The sequence below is a fragment of the Pseudomonas sp. 7-41 genome (assembly GCF_021233075.1).
GTDB classification, from domain to species: domain Bacteria; phylum Pseudomonadota; class Gammaproteobacteria; order Pseudomonadales; family Pseudomonadaceae; genus Aquipseudomonas; species Aquipseudomonas veronii.
Genome location: NZ_CP089551.1, coordinates 4,852,849 through 4,872,122, shown reverse-complemented (window position 1 = coordinate 4,872,122; position 19,274 = coordinate 4,852,849). Strand labels below are relative to the sequence as shown.

Here is a 19,274-nt window from a genome sequence, read left to right as displayed (position 1 = left end):
TTTTAATGCGTCGCTGAATGCCTGCGCTTAGTTGAAAAAGATTGAACTTAGGGCGTGCCGTGGTATCCGACCCGGCCCGTGGTTTGCTCGGGGCATTCATCAATTGGATGGTGCGTGGGTGTAGGAAAAACCTTCGCTACACTGCCGATCACTTCTTCTGTGAACCACAAGGCTATTTTCCTATGCAAAATCGCATGATGATCACCGGTGCCGGGTCCGGCCTGGGTCGCGAAATCGCGCTGCGCTGGGCCCGCGAGGGTTGGCAGTTGGCCTTGTCGGATGTCAGCGAGCCAGGCTTGCAAGAGACTCTCAGGTTGGTGCGCGAGGCGGGTGGCGATGGCTTTGTTCAACGCTGCGATGTGCGCGACTACAGCCAGCTCACCGCCTTTGCCCAGGCCTGCGAGGTCAAGCTGGGCGGGATCGATGTGATCGTCAACAATGCCGGCGTGGCCTCCGGCGGGTTCTTCGCCGAACTGTCGCTGGAAGACTGGGACTGGCAGATCGCAATCAACCTGATGGGCGTGGTCAAGGGCTGCAAGGCCTTTCTGCCGCTGCTGGAAAAGAGCAAGGGCCGCATCATCAACATCGCCTCGATGGCGGCGCTGATGCAAGGGCCGGCCATGAGCAACTACAACGTGGCCAAGGCGGGCGTGGTGGCGTTGTCGGAGAGCCTGCTGGTGGAACTCAAACAACAGGAAATCGGGGTTCACGTGGTGTGCCCGTCGTTCTTCCAGACCAACCTGTTGGACTCGTTCCGTGGGCCGACCCCGGCGATGAAGGCGCAGGTGGGCAAGCTGCTGGAAAGCTCGCCGATCTCGGCGGCGGATATCGCCGATTACATCTATCAGCGGGTGGCCGAGGGCGAGTTCATGATCCTGCCCCACGAACAAGGGCGGATGGCTTGGGCATTGAAGCAGAAAAACCCGCAGTTGCTGTATGACGAGATGACCGTGATGGCCGACAAAATGCGCGCCAAGGCCCAGGCGATTAAAGGCTGAGCGGGGCACGGTCGTAAATCTCGGAGCGGGGCTCGGCGCAAAAAAATCATGTGGTCTGTCAGGCAAGTTACCTACCGTTGTAGGTGGTGCCTGATTTGACCGCAAGCCGTTGCTGAGCATCACCCAAGCGCGCAAGGTCGGGGTCCTGTCACTCGAAAAGGACAACCGCCATGCTGGTCTTAAGCCGCACCGTAGGCGAAATCATTTCCATCGGCGATGACATCGCCTTGCACATCCTCGAACTCAACGGTTCCCAGGTGAAGTTCGGGGTTCAAGCCCCGGCCGAGGTGTCGGTCCACCGCGCCGAGGTGTACCAGAAGATCGTCGAACGCCAGGACACCGCCAGCCATCCGCTGCCCAATCCCTGAACTGCACCTTCAGTCGAACAGGTGCTTGGGCACGTCGTGCTTGAGCATCAACTGGCATTGCTCGCTGTCGGGGTCGAAGACGATCAATGCCTGGCCCTTGGTCAGTGCCTGGCGCACGCGCAGTACGCGGGTTTCCAGGGGCGTGTCGTCGCCATTGTCGGTGCCGTCGCGGGTCACGAAGTCTTCGATGAGGCGGGTCAGGGTGTCGACTTCAAGTGCGTCGTAGGGAATCAGCATACAAGCCTCTGGGGTTAAGTCCCGGCGATGCTACTGCGCCGGGACCGTTGTTGCCAGTGTCAGGACTTCTGGCCGACCAGGCTGTCCACCGACGGCACGCGGGTATCGCTCTCCATCTGGGTCTCGTGCTCGATCTGATGACTGAACCGATCCAGTGACCCTTGCGCTGGTTGTGCGTCGCTGGCGAACACCGGCGGGCTGAGAATGTAAGCGCTCAACAACCGGCTGAGGGCCGCGAGGCTGTCGATGTGGGTGCGCTCGTAGCCGTGGGTCGCATCGCACCCGAACGCCAGCAGGGCGGTGCGGATGTCGTGGCCGGCGGTGACCGCCGAGTGTGCGTCGCTGAAGTAATAACGAAACAGATCGCGGCGCACCGGCAGGTCATTATCCGCCGCCAGGCGCAGCAGGTGGCGTGACAGGTGATAGTCATACGGCCCGCCGGAATCCTGCATCGCCACACTGACCGCGTGTTCGCTGGAGTGCTGGCCGGGGGCGACCGGGGCGATGTCGATGCCGACGAACTCGCTGACGTCCCAGGGCAGGGCGGCGGCCGCGCCACTGCCGGTTTCCTCGGTGATGGTGAACAGCGGGTGACAGTCGATCAGCAAGGGTTCGCCGCTGTCGATGATCGCCTTGAGGGCGGCGAGCAGCGCGGCGACACCGGCTTTGTCGTCAAGGTGACGCGCGCTGATATGCCCGCTCTCGGTGAACTCGGGCAGCGGGTCGAACGCCACATAGTCACCGATGCCGATCCCCAGGGAATCGCAATCGGCGCGGGTGGCGCAGTACGCGTCCAGGCGCAGTTCGACATGGTCCCAACTCACCGGCATTTCATCCACGGCGGTGTTGAACGCATGCCCGGAGGCCATCAGCGGCAACACGCTGCCACGGATCACGCCGTTGTCGGTGAACAGGCTGACGCGGCTGCCCTCGGCGAAGCGGCTCGACCAGCAGCCCACCGGAGCGAGGGTCAGGCGGCCGTTGTCCTTGATCGCGCGCACGGCGGCGCCGATGGTGTCCAGGTGCGCCGACACTGCGCGGTCGGGGCTGTTTTTCTGGCCCTTGAGGGTGGCGCGGATGGTGCCGCGGCGCGTCATTTCAAAGGGGATGCCCAGTTCTTCGAGGCGTTCGGCGACGTAGCGCACGATGGTGTCGGTAAACCCGGTCGGGCTGGGAATGGCGAGCATTTCCAGCAGCACTTTTTGCAGGTAGTTGAGGTCCGGTTCGGGAATGGTTCGGGTCATGGAAACTCCTGATGGGTTGAGGGCATCGATGGTTTCGATGAGGGTGGAGCGGCGCCGGCCCAGGCAATACTTCGTTCAGGCGCTGGGCTGACTGTGCGGAAACAACAAATCCACAAACCGTTCTGCCGTTGGCTGCGGTTCATGATTGGCCAGCCCGGCCCGTTCGTTGGCTTCGATAAACACGTACTCCGGTTGATCGGCGGCCGACACCATCAGGTCGAGGCCGACCATCGGGATGTCGAGGGCACGCGCGGCGCGCACGGCGGCGTCGACCAGCGTCGGATGGAGGATCCCGGTGACGTCTTCCAGGCAGCCGCCGGTGTGCAGGTTGGCGGTGCGGCGCACGGCCAATTGCGCGCCACGGGGCAGGATGCTGGAGTAGTCATGACCGGCCGCGTGCAGGGTGCGTTCGGTTTCGGCGTCCAGCGGGATTTTGCTTTCGCCGTCGGTGGCGGCCTGGCGTCGGCGGCTTTGCGCCTCGATCAGGGCGCGGATGGAATGCTGGCCGTCGCCGACCACTTCGGCCGGGCGGCGGATCGCCGCGGCGACCACCTCGAAGCCGATCACCAGGATGCGCAGGTCCAGGCCTTCGTGGAAGCTTTCGAGCAAGACCCGGCTGTCGAACTGACGCGCTGCTTCAATCGCCTGTTGCACCTCTTCGATGGTCTGCAGGTCCACCGCCACGCCCTGGCCCTGTTCACCATCCAGCGGTTTGACCACGATGCGCTGGTGTTGGTCGAGGAACTCCAGGTTGTCGTCGGCGCTGCCCGCCCGCTGTTGCGCCGGCAGTTTCAATCCGGCGGCCTTGAGCACCTTGTGGGTCAGGCTTTTGTCCTGGCACAGGGTCATGCTGATGGCGCTGGTCAGGTCGCTCAACGATTCACGGCAGCGCACGCGGCGCCCGCCATGGCTGAGGGTGAACAGGCCGGCATCGGCATCGTCTACCTGCACGTCGATGCCACGGCGATGGGCTTCTTCGACGATGATCCGCGCGTAAGGGTTGAACCCCGCCTGCGGGCCCGGGCCGAGGAACAGCGGTTGGTTGATGCCGTTCTTGCGCTTGATCGCAAAGGTGGCCAGGGCGCGAAAGCCGAGCTTGGCGTAGAGGCTCTTGGCCTGGCGGTTGTCGTGCAGCACCGACAGGTCCAGGTAGCTCAGGCCACGGCTCATGAAGTGTTCCACCAGGTGGCGCACCAGCACTTCGCCGACGCCGGGGCGCGTGCAGTGCGGGTCGACCGCCAGGCACCACAGGCTGCAACCGTGTTCCGGGTCTCGGAAGGCTTTCTGATGGTTGAGGCCCATCACGCTGCCGATCACCGCGCCGCCGTGTTCGTCCTCGGCCAGCCAATACACCGGGCCGCCCGCGTGGCGGGGCGTCAGGCGCTCGGCGTCGACCGGCAGCATGCCGCGTCCCTGGTAGAGCTGGTTGACCGCCTGCCAATCGGCCGCGGTCTGGACGCGTCGAATACGGAAGCCACGAAACACGCGGGTCGACGGACGATAGTCAGAGAACCACAGGCGCAAGGTGTCGGACGGGTCGAGGAACAGTTGCTGCGGATCGATCCCGAGGATCTGCTGGGGCGCCGCCACGTACAGTGCGATGTCGCGCTCGCCGGCCTGCTCGTTGAGCAGTTCCTCGGCCAGGCTGGCCGGGTCGGGAAACGTGTGGCCGATCAACAACCGGCCCCAGCCGCAATGCACCGCGATCGGCTCGGCGGCCAGTGGGCTGCCGTCTTCGGCCAGGCGCGCTTGCAGGCGCTCGTAGGTCGGCGCCTGGCCTTTGAGCAAGCGTTGGCTGTAAGCCGCTGCGAGAGGTTTCATTGATCAGATTCCTTGTTCGCTGAGCCACAGGTTTAGCGCCGCCAGTTGCCACAGCTTGGAGCCGCGCAGCGGGGTGAGTTGACCGTGTGGGTCGGTGAGCAAGCGGTCGAGCATGGCCGGATTGAACAGGCCGCGGTCCTGGCTCGGGTCCAGCAGCAACTCGCGGACCCAGTTCAGGGTATCGCCTTGCAAATGCTTGAGGCCGGGCACCGGGAAGTAACCTTTCTTGCGGTCGATGACTTCACTCGGGATGACTCGACGCGCCGCCTCTTTGAGGACCTGCTTGCCGCCATCGGGCAATTTGAATTTGCCCGGTACGCGGGCCGACAGTTCCACCAGGCGGTAGTCGAGAAACGGTGTGCGCGCTTCCAGGCCCCAGGCCATGGTCATGTTGTCGACGCGCTTGACCGGGTCGTCGACCAGCATCACCGTGCTGTCCAGGCGCAGCGCCTTGTCTACGGCGGCATCGGCGCCCGGCATCGCGAAATGCTCGCGCACGAAGTCGCCGGCGGCGTCATTGGCGGTCAGCCATTTCGGCGCGACGGTGGCTGCGTAGTCGTCATGGCTGCGATCGAAAAACGCCTCGCGGTACGCCGCATACGGGTCGCTGGCGCCGTCCACTTGCGGGTACCAGTGGTAACCGGCGAACAGCTCGTCGGCGCCCTGGCCGCTTTGCACCACTTTGCAGTGCTTGGCCACTTCCCGTGAGAGCAGGTAAAAGGCGATGCAGTCGTGGCTGACCATCGGCTCGCTCATGGCGCGGAACGCCGCTGGCAGTTGCTCGATGATCTCGCCCTCGGCGATGCGCAGTTGGTGGTGCCGGGTGCCGTAGTGCTTGGCGATCAGGTCCGAGTACTGGAACTCGTCGCCGCGTTCGCCGCCGGCGTCTTCAAAGCCGATGGAGAAGGTCGACAGGTCCTGCACGCCGACCTCGCGCAGCAGGCCGACGAGCAGGCTCGAATCGACGCCGCCGGACAGCAGCACGCCCACATCCACGGCGGCGCGTTGGCGGATGGCCACGGCTGCGCGGGTGCTGTCGAGTACGCGCTCGGTCCAGTCTTCGAGGGTCAGGTGCTGCTCATCTTCATGCGGGCCGTAGGGCAGGGTCCACCAGGTTTTCTGCTCGGTGTTGCCGTGGGCGTCGATACGCATCCAGCTGGCTGGCGGCAGTTTTTCGATGCCGGCCAGCAGCGTGCGCGGCGCGGGCACCACGGCGTGGAAGTTCAGGTAATGGTTGAGCGCCACCGGATCGAGCACCGGGTTGATATCGCCGCCCTTGAGCAGGGCCGGCAATGTCGAGGCAAAGCGCAGGCGCTGGCCGGTGCGCGACAGGTACAAAGGCTTCACGCCGAGACGGTCGCGGGCGATGAACAGCCGCTGGGCATCGCGCTCCCAGATCGCAAACGCAAACATGCCGTTGAGCTTGGGCAGCAGGGCTTCGCCCCAGGCGTGATAGCCCTTGAGCAGCACTTCGGTGTCGCCGCCGGAATAGAAGGCGTAACCCAGGGCTTCGAGCTCCTGGCGCAGTTCCGGGAAGTTATAGATCGCGCCGTTGAAGGCCAGGGACAACCCCAGCTGCGCATCGACCATCGGTTGGGCAGAGCCGTCCGACAGGTCCATGATTTTCAGGCGTCGATGGCCCAGGGCAATCGGCCCCTGGGCATGGAAGCCCCAGGCGTCGGGGCCGCGTGGGGCCAAGTGATGGGTGATGCGCTCAATCGCAGCCATGTCGGCAGGTTGGGCATCGAAACGTAGTTCTCCAGCTAATCCGCACATAAATTCCTTACCGGTTTTTCCGTTGGGGAGGGGTCAATACTCAATACGCCCAAAAGGCGCGTACCCAGAAACTGACACACGGCTATCAGTGGAGTTTTAGATCAATCTGTTATAAGGCAAACCGCCTTGACTGTTCGGGCGTGAGCCTGCGCAGCGTGTGGCGGCGGATTTGCGGGTGGTAAATAGGCTTGGCAAATATACAAGTTTTGCGCGGTTTGCCGTTGTGGACCGGCTGTTTGAAGAGGGCCAACAGTGTGTCGCTCGGGCGCTTGACCGCGCCGTTGTTATGACCCGCCGGTGCCGCGAATCAACGCGCGCACGGCGAATCGATTGGGATGGCAGGCGTCGGCCACGCTTCTGGGCAGCGGCAGGGGTTCATCGTCCAGCCAGGCCGCCAGCAGTTCGGCGCACAGCGGCGCGGTCACCAGGCCGCGTGAGCCGTGGCCGCTGTTGATGTACACGCCGTCGAGCCACGGGCACTCGGCCTCGGGGGGCTGACGGGCGTCCTTGCGCAGCGCGGCGTAGGCCTGGTCGAAGAGGGCGCGATCGGCCAGCGGCCCGATAATCGGCAGGTAGTCCGGGCTGGTGCAGCGGAACCCGGCGCGGCCTTCGAGCTGATCGGCGGCCAGTGTGTCGGCGTTCAAGCGGTGGGCCAGGTCGACGGAGATTTCCTGCAGCATCTCCAGGTTGCCGACATGCTCGGCGACTGTCGGTGTCAGGTCGTCACTCTTGAAGTCGAAGCTGGCGCCCAGGGTGTGCTCGCCGAGGCGCGCCGGAGCCACGTAGCCCTCGGCACAGACCACGGTGGCCAGCGCCTGGCTGTCTGGGGTTTGCGCCAGGCGGGTGATTTGCCCGCGAATGCGCTTGAGGGGCAGCTCGGCGCTGAACGGGAACCGCTTGATCTCGGCCGCGCCGGCCAGTACCACCACCGTGGCGCTGGCCAGCAGGGTGTCGCCGGCCAGGGCTTGCCATTGCCCGTCGACCCGTTGCAACTCAAGGGCCTCGTGATGCGTCAGCACGTTGATCAACGGGTGCCGGGCTTGCCATTCGCATAAGGCTGGCGGGTGTACCCAGCCCCCTTCGGGGAAAAACAGCCCGCCGTGTTCCAGCGCCACCCCGGCGCGCGCTTGAGCCTGGGCCTGGTCCAACGGCTGCAGCAGGCCGGGCGCAAACGCCGCGGCCAGCTGTGCCTGGCGCTCGGCTTCCTTGGCGTTGAACGCCAGCTGCAGCACGCCGCAACCGTCCCAGTCGACGCCCCGGTGCAGGTGTTCGAGCAGGCGCCGGGTGTGGCCGAACCCGCTCAAAATCAATTGCGAAAGGGCCGTGCCATGGGCCGACAACTTGAGGTACAGCACCCCTTGCGGGTTGCCCGAGGCTTCCTCGGCCAGGCGGGCATGGCGTTCCAGCAGGCTGACGTTCCAGCCGCGCGCGGCGAGGCTGGCCGCCGTGGTGCAGCCGGCCAGGCCGCCGCCGATCACCAGGGCGCTGCGTTCGCCGTGCAGCGGCGCCGGGCGGGCGAACCACGGTTTACCTGCGGCAGGCAACGGCGTCTCGGCCGGCCAGCCGAGGAATTCACCGCGCAGGATTTCCCATTTATGCCCGATGCCCGGCGTGCGCTTCATCTTGAACCCGGCGGCATTGATCAGGCGCCGTACCCAGCCGGTGCTGGTGAAGGTGCTGATGGTCGACCCCGGGGCCGCCAGGCGCGCCAGTTCGGCAAACAGCTCGGCGGTCCACATGTCGGGGTTCTTCGCCGGGGCGAAACCGTCGAGAAACCACGCGTCGATTTGCGCATCCAACTGCGGCAACTGCTCCAGCGCATCGCCGATCAGCAGGGTCAAGGTCACACGGCCGTTATCCAGCACCAGGCGCTGGAAGCCTGGGTGGATGGCGATGTACTGCGCCAGCAATTGCGCGGCGAACGGCTGCAGTTCCGGCCAGAGGAGTAGGGCGCGTTGCAGGTCGGCGTGGCTCAGCGGGTATTTTTCCACGCTGACAAAATGCAGGCGCGCGCCGGCCACCGCGTGTTGTTCGAACAACTGCCAGGCGCAGAGAAAATTCAGCCCGGTGCCGAACCCGGTTTCGCCGATCACCAGGCGCCCGCCCGCCGGCAAGGCGGCAAACCGTGCCTGCAAACGGTTCTGTTCGAGGAACACATAGCGCGTTTCTTCAAGGCCCGACTGGTCGGAAAAGTACACATCGTCGAAGACCCGCGAATGCGGGCGACCTTGGTCATCCCAGTCGATCTGGGCGTGGGTTACAGGGTTCATGGGCGACTCGGCAAAGGCAAGGTGGCCATTCTAGCCGATCAACCGGCAATGAATTGACCCACGGCAAGCGCATGTGGAATTTCCTCCCGCGTGTTGCTGCTCAATCCGCTAGTCTTGAGCGATCTTGAAACGGAGCTGCTCATGTTCGAATCCGCTGAAATCGGTCATGCCATCGACAAAGACACTTACGACACCGAAGTACCGGCCCTGCGCGAAGCCTTGCTGGAAGTGCAGTTCGAGCTGCAACAGCAGAAACGTTTCCCGGTGATCATCCTGATCAACGGCGTCGAAGGTGCCGGCAAGGGCGAGACGGTCAAACTGCTCAACGAATGGATGGACCCGCGTCTGATCGAAGTGCGTACCTTCGACCAGCAGACCGACGAAGAACTGGCCCATCCGCCCGCCTGGCGTTACTGGCGGCAGTTGCCCGCAAAAGGCCGCATGGGGGTGTTCTTCGGCAACTGGTACAGCCAGATGCTGCAAAGCCGGGTGCAGGGCGAAATCAAGGACGCCCGGCTCGACCAGGGCATCGCCGGCGCCGAACGCCTGGAGAAGATGTTCTGCGACGAAGGCGCGGTGATCTTCAAGTTCTGGTTTCACCTGTCCAAGAAACAGATGAAGGCGCGGCTCAAGGCCCTGGCCGACGACCCGCTGCACAGTTGGCGGATCAGCCCGCTGGACTGGCAGCAGTCCAAGACCTACGACAAGTTCGTTCACTTCGGCGAACGTGTGCTGCGTCGCACCAGCCGCGACTACGCGCCCTGGCATGTGATCGAAGGGGTCGACAGCAATTACCGCAGCCTCACCGTCGGCAAGATTCTGCTCGAGGGCCTGCAAAACGCCCTGAGGCAACCCAAGGGCAAAGTCAGCGGGATGAACCCGGCGCCGTTGCCGGCGGCCGTGGACCAAGTGAGCCTGCTCAACAGTCTCGACATGACCCTGAGCCTGGAAAAAGAAGACTACGAAGAGCAGTTGATCACCGAGCAGGCGCGTCTTTCCGGCCTGATGCGGGATAAGCGCATGCGCAAGCACGCGTTGATCACGGTATTCGAAGGCAACGATGCGGCCGGCAAAGGGGGCGCGATCCGCCGGGTCGCCGCGGCCCTCGACCCTCGCCAGTACCGCATCGTGCCGATCGCCGCGCCCACCGAAGACGAGCGCGCCCAGCCTTACCTGTGGCGTTTCTGGCGGCAGATTCCGGCACGGGGCATGTTCACCGTGTTTGACCGCTCCTGGTACGGCCGCGTGCTGGTGGAGCGCATCGAAGGCTTCTGCACCCCGATGGACTCGATGCGCGCCTATGGCGAGATCAATGATTTCGAAGAGCAACTGCGCGATGCCGGAGTGATCGTGGTCAAGTTCTGGCTGGCCATCGACAAGCAGACCCAACTGGAGCGCTTCCAGGCCCGCGAAGCGATCCCGTTCAAACGCTTCAAGATCACCGACGACGACTGGCGCAACCGCGAGAAGTGGGACGAATACCGTGCCGCCGTGGGCGATATGGTCGACCGCACCAGCACCGAGGTTTCGCCGTGGACCCTGGTCGAAGCCAATGACAAGCGCTGGGCGCGGGTCAAGGTGTTGCGCACTATCAACCTGGCGTTGGAGGAGGCGTTCGCCCAGTCCGACAAGCACGACCAGAAAGGCAAGAAGAAGTAGGCCTATAGGCGGGGTGAATGATCATCGCGGTTGGGCGGGCCTGGATTTATTCTCGAGCGCTCTCCCAACAACGACAAGATCGAGGTAGCCCCATGCGTGAAGTAGTGATCGTCGACAGCGTGCGAACCGGCCTGGCCAAGTCCTTTCGCGGCAAGTTCAACCAGACCCGACCGGATGACATGGCGGCCCATTGCGTCAACGCGCTGCTGACACGCAACGGCATCGACCCGGCCACGGTGGAAGATTGCATCGTCGGCGCGGGCTCCAACGAGGGCGCCCAGGGCTACAACATCGGGCGCAACGTCGCGGTGCTGTCGCAACTGGGCACCGGCACGGCGGGGATGACTCTCAACCGTTTCTGTTCCTCGGGCTTGCAGGCGATTGCCATCGCGGCCAACCAGATCGCCTCGGGCTGCAGCGATATCATTGTCGCCGGCGGCGTCGAGTCCATCAGCCTGACCATGAAAAGCGTCAACACCGACAACCTGATCAACCCGTTGCTCAAAGCGCAGGTGCCGGGCCTCTATTTTCCCATGGGCCAGACCGCCGAAATCGTTGCGCGCCGCTATCACGTCAGCCGCGAGGACCAGGACCGGTATGCCCTGCAAAGCCAGCAGCGCACCGCCCAGGCCCAGGCCGATGGCTTGTTCAACGATGAAATCGTGCCGATGGCGGTCAAGTACGCGGTCGAGGACAAGAACAGCGGCGCCGTGCAGGTGCTCGACGGTGTGGTCGAGCGCGACGACTGCAACCGCCCCGACACCACCCTGGCCAGTCTCCAGGGCTTGAAGCCGGTGTTTGCCGAAGACGGCTCGGTGACCGCGGGCAACTCTTCGCAATTGTCCGACGGCGCCTCGATGACCCTGGTGATGAGCCTGGAAAAAGCCCTGGCCCTGGGGCTCAAGCCCAAGGCGTTTTTCCGTGGCTTTGCCGTGGCTGGCTGCGAGCCCGATGAGATGGGCATCGGCCCGGTGTTCTCGGTGCCCAAGTTGCTCAAGGCCAAGGGCTTGCAGGTGGCGGATATCGACCTGTGGGAACTCAACGAGGCGTTCGCCTCCCAGTGCCTGTATGCGCGCGACCGCCTGGAAATCGACAATGCCAAATACAACGTCAACGGCGGCTCGATCTCCATCGGCCACCCGTTCGGCATGACCGGCTCGCGGCAAGTCGGGCACCTGGTGCGTGAGTTGCAGCGGCGTAATCTGCGTTACGGCATCGTCACTATGTGCGTGGGCGGCGGCATGGGGGCGACCGGGCTGTTCGAAGCTGTGCGCTGAGCCCACTGTGGGGGCAGGCCGGCTCCCGCACTTGCACAGTGCCGTATCCCAATCCGTCTACTTGCCCCTAGAATGCCGGTTCCACTTCCTCTGGCTTCTGGGACACTCATGCACATCTCTTCCGGCCGCTGGGTCTATGGCTTTTGCTTGACCCTGCTGGCCGCGCTGCTCTGGGGCATTCTTCCGGTCAAACTCAAACAAGTGTTGCAGGTGATGGACCCGATCACCGTCACCTGGTTTCGCCTGACGGTCGCCGGCAGTTGCCTGTTCGTCTACCTCGCCGCCGTCAAGCGCTTGCCCAGCCTGCGCGTGCTCGGGCCGCGTCGCGGTTGGCTGGTGGCGATGGCCGTGTGCGGGCTGGTGGGCAACTACGTGCTGTACCTGGTGGGCCTGAACATGCTCAGCCCCGGCACGGCGCAACTGGTGGTGCAGATGGGGCCGATCTTCCTGATGGTCGCCAGCGTGTTTGTGTTTAAAGAGCGCTTCAGCCTGGGCCAGGTGTTGGGCCTGGTGGTGCTGGTCATCGGCTTTGGCCTGTTCTTCAACCAGCGTCTGGTGGAGTTGCTGACGTCCCTGGGCAGCTACACCGCCGGGGTACTGACGGTTCTGCTCGCCACTACTATCTGGGTGTTCTACGCCTTGGGCCAGAAGCAATTGCTGACGGTGTGGAATTCGCTGCAGGTGATGATGGTGATCTACCTGTCGTGCGCGGTGTTGCTCACGCCTTGGGCGCATCCGCTGGAGGCCCTGCAACTGAGTCCGCTGCAAGGCTGGCTGCTGCTGGCGTGCTGCATGAACACGCTGGTGGCCTACGGCGCATTTGCCGAGGCCCTGGCCCATTGGGAAGCCTCGCGGGTGAGTGCGACCCTGGCGCTGACGCCGTTGGTGACGTTTGTGGCGGTGGCCCTGGCGGCGTGGTGGTGGCCGGATTTTGTGCAGGCTGAAGAGATCAATGCGCTGGGGTATGTGGGGGCGTTGGTGGTGGTGTTGGGGTCGGCGACCGTGGCGTTGGCGCCGTCGTTGTTTGCGGGGCTCAAGGCGCGGCGGGCGCGGTTGGCGTCTTGATCGGCCCAGGTGTTTTTATCGGGTGTACGCGGGCCTAAGTGTGGGAGGGGGGGTGCTTGCGATGGCGCCCTGACAGCCGATACATATCTAACAGGTTCACCTCGTTCCAAATGTGGGAGGGGGCTTGCCCCCGATGGCGGCCTCTGGGCCGACCATTTTTTTGGGTTGAGTACATATCCGTTTCTTTGGTAACGGCTGCTATAGGTTCCGCTCTTACAGCGGGTCACTTTTGGAAAAGAGCCCCAAAAGTAACCAAAAGGGCTCTTGCCCCACCACTCGGCACCTCGCCTAGGCTCGGTGTGCCCGAACGCAGGCTTGAATCCGTGGGCCGCCGTCATGGGCCATCCATGGCCCAGGACGGCTAACCCGGCGTCCTGCCGGGTTACCCACGGATTCAAACCTGCGTTCGGCCAGCGTGGTTTTACGGGGCGCCTAAGATCAAGATCAAAAGCAGATCAAGAGCAAGAGCAAGAGCAAAGCAAAAGCACGCGCTATGCGCTTATTGTCCGGCCTCCAGCATGTTTTCCGGGCGTACCCATTGGTCGAACTGTTCGTCGGTGAGGTAGCCCAGGGCCAGCGCGGCTTCCCTCAGGGTCAGGCCTTCGGCGTAAGCCTTTTTGGCTATCTGCGCCGATTTGTCGTAGCCGATGTGTGGGTTGAGCGCGGTCACCAGCATCAGCCCGCGTTCCAGGTGCGCGGCCATTTGTTCGGCGTCGGGCTCGAGGCCGGTGATGCAGTGTTCCTGGAAGTTGTTGCAGCCGTCGGCCAGCAAGCGGATCGATTCCAGCAGGTTGTGGATGATCACCGGTTTGTACACGTTCAACTGCAAATGCCCCTGGCTGGCGGCAATGCCGATGGTCACGTCGTTGCCCAGGACCTGGCAGGCGAGCATCGACAGCGCTTCGCACTGGGTCGGGTTGACCTTGCCGGGCATGATCGAGCTGCCCGGTTCGTTGGCCGGCAGTTTGACTTCCGCCAGCCCGGCGCGCGGGCCGGAGCCGAGCAGGCGCAGGTCGTTGGCGATTTTCATCAGGGCCACGGCCAGGGTTTTCAGGGCGCCGTGCAGCGTCACCAGCGGTTCGTGGCCGGAGAGGGCGGCGAATTTGTTGGGTGCGGTCACGAACGGCAAACCCGACAAGGCTGCCAGCTCGGCGGCAATCGCCTCGCCAAAGCCGTGGGGCGAATTGAGCCCGGTGCCGACCGCGGTGCCGCCCTGGGCCAGCTCGCACACCTGGGGCAGGGCGCTGCGGATCGCGCGTTCGGCGTAATCGAGCTGGGCGATGAACGCCGAGAGTTCCTGGCCAAAGGTGATCGGTGTGGCATCCATCATGTGGGTGCGACCGGTCTTCACCAGCTTCATATGCCGCGCCGACAATTCCGCCAGCCCCCCGGACAGGTGTGTGATCGCCGGCAGCAGTCGCTGGTTGACCGCCTGCACCGCCGCGATGTTCATCGCGGTGGGGAAGCAGTCGTTGGAACTCTGGGAGCGGTTCACATGGTCGTTCGGATGCACCGGGCTCTTGCCGCCGCGCGTCTTGCCCGACAGCTCGTTGGCACGCCCGGCGATCACTTCGTTGGCGTTCATGTTGCTCTGGGTGCCGCTGCCGGTCTGCCACACCACCAGCGGGAACTGGTCGTCATGCTGGCCGTCGAGCACTTCGTCGGCGGCCTGTTCGATCAGGCGTGCGATGTCGGCGGGCAGGTCGCCGTTGCGGCTGTTGACCCGGGCGGCGGCTTTCTTGATCAGGGCCAGGGCGTGCAAGACCGCCAGGGGCATGCGCTGCTCACCGATGGCGAAGTTCACCAGCGAGCGTTGGGTCTGCGCGCCCCAGTAAGCGTCATCCGGGACTTGGACTTCTCCCAGGCTGTCGGTTTCGATACGGCTCATCGGGCACACTCCTTCAGGTTCGTTTGCGCAGTTTAGGCCGTGATCGGCCCTGGGGGTTCCATAAAAGCCTTTTCATCGGATTCATCCACCGCAAATCCATGCCTGACAAGGGGTGGGGTTGAGCCATGGCGTTTTTTAGGCGCAGAATGGGCGCCCTTGGGGTCTTACCTCGCCTGCTAGAAAAGGAAACTCGATGACTCGTCTTCGTGCCATCTGTACCGCGGTTGCTCTGGTTTGCGCCAGCGGCCAGGTTTTTGCCGATACCGCCAGCCACAACGCCAGTGCCGAAGCCTTCCTTACCCTGGCCCACGCTGACAAGCTGGGGACCCCGGTGTACATGCAAGTGCAGCAAATGTTCGCCCAGCGTTTCGAACAGACCAAAGCGCCTGCCGCCAAGCAGTCCGTACTGGACAGCTACCAGGCCAAGGCCAACGCCGCCCTGGACCAGGCCATCGGCTGGCCAAAACTGAAACCGGACATGGTCAAGCTCTACACCAGCAACTTCAGCGAATCCGAACTCAAGGATCTGGTTGCCTTCTACCAGTCGCCGCTGGGCAAGAAAGTCCTGGAAAAAATGCCGCAACTGACCCAGCAATCGGCCCAGATGACCCAGGCCAAGCTGGAAAGCGCCGTGCCGGTGGTGAACAAGCTGTTGGAAGACATGACCAACGAGCTGACACCTAAAGCCGCCGCACCGGCCAAGAAGAAGTAAGCAGGAATGACCATGCAACAGCGTATCGAAACGGCGCTTGCCGCCCTGGGCCCGGACCACCTGAGCGTGCTGGACGAAAGCCACATGCACAGCCGTGGGTTGCAGACCCACTTCAAGGCCGTGCTGGTCAGCCAGCAGTTCGAAGGGCTTAACCGCGTCAAGCGCCACCAGAAGGTCTACGCCACCCTGGGTGACCTGATGAGCGAGTTTCATGCGCTGGCGCTGCATACCTATACGCCTGAGGAATGGGCGAAAACCGACGCAGCCCCGGCCTCGCCGACCTGCGCTGGCGGCCATTGACGGGTTGATGTTGAATTTACTGTAGGAGCGAGCTTGCTCGCGAAAAAACTCAGAGCGCCGCTGGGCGTCAGGTTATCCGTGTCATCGTTCACGACCTTCGCGAGCAAGCTCGCTCCTACAGTTAACGGTTCATCCCTGATAGAATCCGCAACGCGCCGCTTAGCCGGCGCGTTTTTTTTGCATCCGGTTCACCCCTTACGAGGGTAGCCACCTGGAGAGAACACCCATGACTCAACCGATTGTCGTGGCGGCACTGTATAAGTTCGTCACCCTCGAAGATTACGTCGCCCTGCGCGAGCCCTTGCTGCAGGCGATGGTCGACAACGGCATCAAAGGCACCTTGCTGATCGCCGAAGAAGGCATCAACGGCACCGTTTCCGGCAGCCGCGAAGGCATTGATGGCTTGATGGCCTGGCTGAAGAACGACCCGCGCATGGTCGATATCGACCACAAAGAGTCGTACTGCGACGAGCAGCCGTTCTATCGCACCAAGGTCAAGCTCAAGAAAGAGATCGTGACCCTGGGCGTCGAAGGCGTCGACCCGAACAAAAAAGTCGGTACCTATGTCGAGCCGCAGGACTGGAACGCGCTGATCAGCGACCCGCAAGTGCTGTTGATCGATACGCGTAACGACTATGAGGTGTCCATCGGCACCTTTGAAGGCGCGATCGACCCGAAAACCACCAGTTTTCGCGAATTTCCCGACTACATCAAAGCCAACTTCGACCCGGCCAAGCACAAGAAAGTCGCCATGTTCTGCACCGGCGGCATTCGTTGCGAGAAGGCCTCCAGCTATATGCTCAGCGAAGGCTTCGATGAGGTTTACCACCTCAAGGGCGGCATCCTGAAGTACCTCGAAGAGGTGCCGCAGGCCGAGACCAAATGGCAGGGCGACTGCTTTGTGTTCGACAACCGCGTCACTGTGCGCCACGACTTGAGCGAAGGCGACTACGATCAATGTCATGCCTGTCGCACACCGGTTAGTGTGGAAGACCGCGCATCCGAGCACTACGTGGCAGGCATCAGTTGCCCGCATTGCTGGGATAAGCTGCCGGAGAAAACCCGTCGCAGCGCGATCGACCGGCAAAAGCAGATTGAATTGGCCAAGGCTCGCAATATGCCGCACCCGATTGGCTACAACTACAAGCAAACCCCTTCCGAGGCCTGAACCATGTCCGCGCGCCTGCTCTACATAATGGACCCGATGTGTTCCTGGTGCTGGGGCTTTGCTCCGGTAGCCGAGGCGTTGGTCGAGCAGGCCCAGGCGGCCGGCGTGGAGTTGCACCTGGTGGTGGGCGGCTTGCGCACCGGCAGCGGCGCGGCGCTGGACCCGTCGACCCGGCGCTATATCCTGGAACACTGGCAGGCGGTCACCGACGCTACCGGGCAGACGTTCAAGCATGAGGGCGCGCTGCCCGACGGTTTTGTCTACGACACTGAGCCGGCGTGCCGCGCCATCGTCACCGCGCGCAACCTGGCGCCGGATTGCGCGTGGAAGCTGCTGGGGCTGATCCAGCATGCGTTTTATGTCGAGGGGCGCGACGTGACCCTCGCCAGTATTCTGGTGGAGCTGGCGGAAAAAGCCGGCATACCGCGTATCGAGTTCGCCGGGGCGTTTGACCGCGCTGAGCAGCACGCCGCCACCGCCGCCGATTTCACCTGGGTGCAGGATTTGGGGATCGCCGGTTTTCCGACGTTGCTGGCCGAGCGCAATGGCCAGTTGGCCTTGCTGACCAATGGCTACCAGCCGCTGTCCGAGCTGTCGCCGCTGCTCGGCCGCTGGCTGGAGCGAGCCGCCTGTGCCTGATCAGCCTGACACAGAGCCCTCCCACCGCGTCGATCGACTGACCTGGGCGGAAATCCGCCGCCTGGCTTTGCGTCACAAGAAATCCCTGTGGATCGCCAATGGTGTCGCCGTACTGGCGACCCTGTGCAGCGTGCCCATCCCCCTGTTGTTGCCCTTGCTGGTCGACGAAGTACTGCTGGGCCATGGCGATGCCGCGCTCAAGGTAATGAACCACGCGCTGCCCCTGGGCTGGCAGAAAGCCGCCGGTTATATCGGCCTGATGCTGCTGGTGACGCTGGCCCTGCGCTGTGGTGCGCTGGTGTTCAACGTGGTGCAGGCGCGCTTGTTTGCGCGGCTGGCCAAGGACATCGTCTACCGCATCCGCGTGCGCCTGATCGAGCGGCTCAAGCGTATTTCCCTCGGCGAGTACGAAAGCCTCGGCAGCGGCACCGTCACCACGCACCTGGTCACCGACCTGGACACGCTGGACAAATTCGTCGGCGAAACCCTCAGCCGTTTCCTGGTGGCCATGCTGACCCTGGTCGGCACCTCGGCGATTCTGGTGTGGATGCACTGGCAACTGGCGTTGCTGATCCTGCTGTTCAACCCGCTGGTGATCTATGCCACGGTGCAGTTGGGCAAGCGCGTCAAACACCTGAAAAAACTGGAAAACGACAGCACCTCGCGCTTCACCCAGGCGTTGACCGAAACCCTCGACGCCATTCAGGAAGTGCGTGCCGGCAATCGCCAGGGCTTTTTCCTCGGGCGCCTCGGCCAGCGCGCCCAGGAAGTGCGTGACTATGCGATCCACTCCCAATGGAAAACCGACGCCTCCAGCCGCGCCAGCGGTTTGCTGTTCCAGTTCGGCATCGATATTTTTCGCGCGGCGGCCATGCTCACCGTGCTGTTTTCCGACCTGTCCATCGGCCAGATGCTCGCCGTGTTCAGCTACCTGTGGTTCATGATCGGCCCGGTGGAGCAGTTGTTGAACCTGCAATATGCCTACTACGCGGCGGGCGGGGCGCTGACGCGGATCAACGAGCTGCTCGCCCGTGCCGATGAGCCGCAATATGTCGGCGGCGCAGACCCGTTCACTGGGCGCGAAACGGTCGGCATCGACGTGCGTGGCCTGACGTTCGGCTATGGCGAAGAGCGGGTGCTCGACCAGTTGAACCTCAGCATCGAACCCGGTGAGAAGGTCGCGATTGTCGGCGCCAGCGGCGGCGGTAAAAGTACCCTGGTGCAACTGCTGCTGGGGCTGTACACACCGCAGGCCGGCAGTATTCGTTTCGGTGGTGCAACCCAGCAGGAAATCGGCCTGGAGACTATCCGCGAGCACGTCGCGGTGGTGCTGCAACACCCCGCGCTGTTCAACGATACCGTGCGTGCCAACCTGACCATGGGCCGCAACCGCAGTGACCAGGCGTGTTGGCAGGCCCTGGAAATCGCCCAGTTGGAGGCGACCGTCAAGGCGTTGCCCCTGGGCCTGGACAGTGTGGTGGGGCGCTCTGGCGTGCGCTTTTCCGGCGGCCAGCGCCAACGCCTGGCGATTGCGCGCATGGTCTTGGCCGAGCCGAAGGTGGTGATCCTGGATGAGGCAACCTCGGCCCTGGACGCCGCCACCGAGTACAACCTGCACCAGGCGTTGGCGCGGTTTCTCAGTGGGCGGACTACACTGATTATTGCCCATCGGCTTTCGGCGGTGAAACAAGCTGATCGGGTGCTGGTGTTCGACGGTGGGCATATCGCCGAGGACGGCGACCATCAGCAACTGATCGCGGAGGGTGGCTTGTACGCCAAACTTTACGGGCACTTGCAACAAGTGCGTTGATTTAGCCTACGCTGTGCTATTAGGAGCGGATGTTCGCGTGCG

Annotated in this window: 16 protein-coding genes and 1 pseudogene; 10 read left to right on the top strand and 7 right to left on the bottom strand. The window is 63.4% G+C overall.

The genetic code is table 11. The features are described from left to right. Positions 1-182: 182 nt before the first annotated feature. The gene (locus LQ249_RS21985) at positions 183-998 is read left to right on the top strand and encodes an SDR family oxidoreductase (RefSeq protein WP_046382578.1); all 816 of its coding nucleotides are present in this window, start codon (positions 183-185) and stop codon (positions 996-998) included. 170 nt (positions 999-1,168) lie between these two features. After that, entirely contained in the window at positions 1,169-1,366 is a 198-nt protein-coding gene (gene csrA / locus LQ249_RS21980; protein WP_017845857.1) for a carbon storage regulator CsrA, read from the top strand. Between the two features lie 9 nt (positions 1,367-1,375). Here the strand turns inward: csrA and LQ249_RS21975 are convergent, their stop codons facing one another. From LQ249_RS21975 to mnmC, 5 genes are all read right to left on the bottom strand, one after another. Then, positions 1,376-1,603 (bottom strand): YheU family protein, encoded by a 228-nt coding sequence (locus LQ249_RS21975; RefSeq protein WP_003236706.1) that lies wholly within the window; start codon positions 1,601-1,603, stop codon positions 1,376-1,378. Positions 1,604-1,662: 59 nt separating this feature from the next. Further along, complete coding sequence (locus LQ249_RS21970; RefSeq protein ID WP_046382579.1) at positions 1,663-2,847, bottom strand: osmoprotectant NAGGN system M42 family peptidase; 1,185 nt, start codon at positions 2,845-2,847, stop codon at positions 1,663-1,665. Positions 2,848-2,922: 75 nt separating this feature from the next. After that, positions 2,923-4,668: an N-acetylglutaminylglutamine synthetase gene (gene ngg, locus LQ249_RS21965; protein ID WP_232565906.1), complete on the bottom strand. Its 1,746-nt coding sequence runs from the start codon at positions 4,666-4,668 to the stop codon at positions 2,923-2,925. Between the two features lie 3 nt (positions 4,669-4,671). Next, on the bottom strand, positions 4,672-6,444 hold the full coding sequence (locus LQ249_RS21960; RefSeq protein ID WP_232565905.1) for an N-acetylglutaminylglutamine amidotransferase: 1,773 nt from the start codon (positions 6,442-6,444) through the stop codon (positions 4,672-4,674). 284 nt (positions 6,445-6,728) lie between these two features. Continuing rightward, entirely contained in the window at positions 6,729-8,714 is a 1,986-nt protein-coding gene (gene mnmC, locus LQ249_RS21955) for a bifunctional tRNA (5-methylaminomethyl-2-thiouridine)(34)-methyltransferase MnmD/FAD-dependent 5-carboxymethylaminomethyl-2-thiouridine(34) oxidoreductase MnmC (protein WP_232565904.1), read from the bottom strand. 141 nt (positions 8,715-8,855) lie between these two features. On the opposite strand from mnmC, the gene pap reads away from it, so the two are divergent. From pap to LQ249_RS21940, 3 genes are all read left to right on the top strand, one after another. Beyond that, a complete protein-coding gene (pap, locus tag LQ249_RS21950; RefSeq protein ID WP_046382583.1) occupies positions 8,856-10,373 on the top strand; it encodes a polyphosphate:AMP phosphotransferase in 1,518 nt (505 codons plus the stop codon). 92 nt (positions 10,374-10,465) lie between these two features. Next, positions 10,466-11,650, top strand: a complete 1,185-nt coding sequence (locus tag LQ249_RS21945; protein ID WP_046483950.1) for a thiolase family protein — start codon at positions 10,466-10,468, stop codon at positions 11,648-11,650. A gap of 108 nt (positions 11,651-11,758) precedes the next feature. Then, positions 11,759-12,715 carry a DMT family transporter gene (locus LQ249_RS21940; protein WP_232565903.1) on the top strand — a complete coding sequence of 319 codons (957 nt, stop codon included), beginning with the start codon at positions 11,759-11,761 and terminating at the stop codon, positions 12,713-12,715. Between the two features lie 499 nt (positions 12,716-13,214). Here the strand turns inward: LQ249_RS21940 and LQ249_RS21935 are convergent, their stop codons facing one another. Then, positions 13,215-14,603: a class II fumarate hydratase gene (locus LQ249_RS21935; RefSeq protein ID WP_017845865.1), complete on the bottom strand. Its 1,389-nt coding sequence runs from the start codon at positions 14,601-14,603 to the stop codon at positions 13,215-13,217. A gap of 193 nt (positions 14,604-14,796) precedes the next feature. Here LQ249_RS21935 and LQ249_RS21930 point away from each other — a divergent pair, with 193 nt between their 5' ends. Both LQ249_RS21930 and LQ249_RS21925 read left to right on the top strand, forming a co-directional pair. After that, on the top strand, positions 14,797-15,315 hold the full coding sequence (locus LQ249_RS21930; protein WP_010567461.1) for a DUF2059 domain-containing protein: 519 nt from the start codon (positions 14,797-14,799) through the stop codon (positions 15,313-15,315). A gap of 6 nt (positions 15,316-15,321) precedes the next feature. Further along, positions 15,322-15,615: a BolA family protein gene (locus tag LQ249_RS21925; protein WP_026139887.1), complete on the top strand. Its 294-nt coding sequence runs from the start codon at positions 15,322-15,324 to the stop codon at positions 15,613-15,615. A 17-nt stretch (positions 15,616-15,632) separates the two neighbouring features. Here the strand turns inward: LQ249_RS21925 and LQ249_RS21920 are convergent. Beyond that, positions 15,633-15,755, bottom strand: a pseudogene (locus tag LQ249_RS21920) (outer membrane lipoprotein carrier protein LolA); the annotation flags it as partial. An 86-nt stretch (positions 15,756-15,841) separates the two neighbouring features. Here LQ249_RS21920 and trhO point away from each other — a divergent pair. The 3 genes from trhO to LQ249_RS21905 are packed head-to-tail and all read left to right on the top strand — an operon-like array spanning position 15,842 to position 19,232. Then, positions 15,842-16,783: an oxygen-dependent tRNA uridine(34) hydroxylase TrhO gene (gene trhO, locus LQ249_RS21915; RefSeq protein WP_017845867.1), complete on the top strand. Its 942-nt coding sequence runs from the start codon at positions 15,842-15,844 to the stop codon at positions 16,781-16,783. Between the two features lie 3 nt (positions 16,784-16,786). Further along, positions 16,787-17,422 (top strand): DsbA family protein, encoded by a 636-nt coding sequence (locus LQ249_RS21910; RefSeq protein WP_057003905.1) that lies wholly within the window; start codon positions 16,787-16,789, stop codon positions 17,420-17,422. Then, positions 17,415-19,232 (top strand): ABC transporter ATP-binding protein, encoded by a 1,818-nt coding sequence (locus LQ249_RS21905; RefSeq protein ID WP_046382588.1) that lies wholly within the window; start codon positions 17,415-17,417, stop codon positions 19,230-19,232. The genes LQ249_RS21910 and LQ249_RS21905 overlap by 8 nt, the downstream gene beginning before the upstream one ends. Positions 19,233-19,274 lie beyond the last annotated feature (42 nt).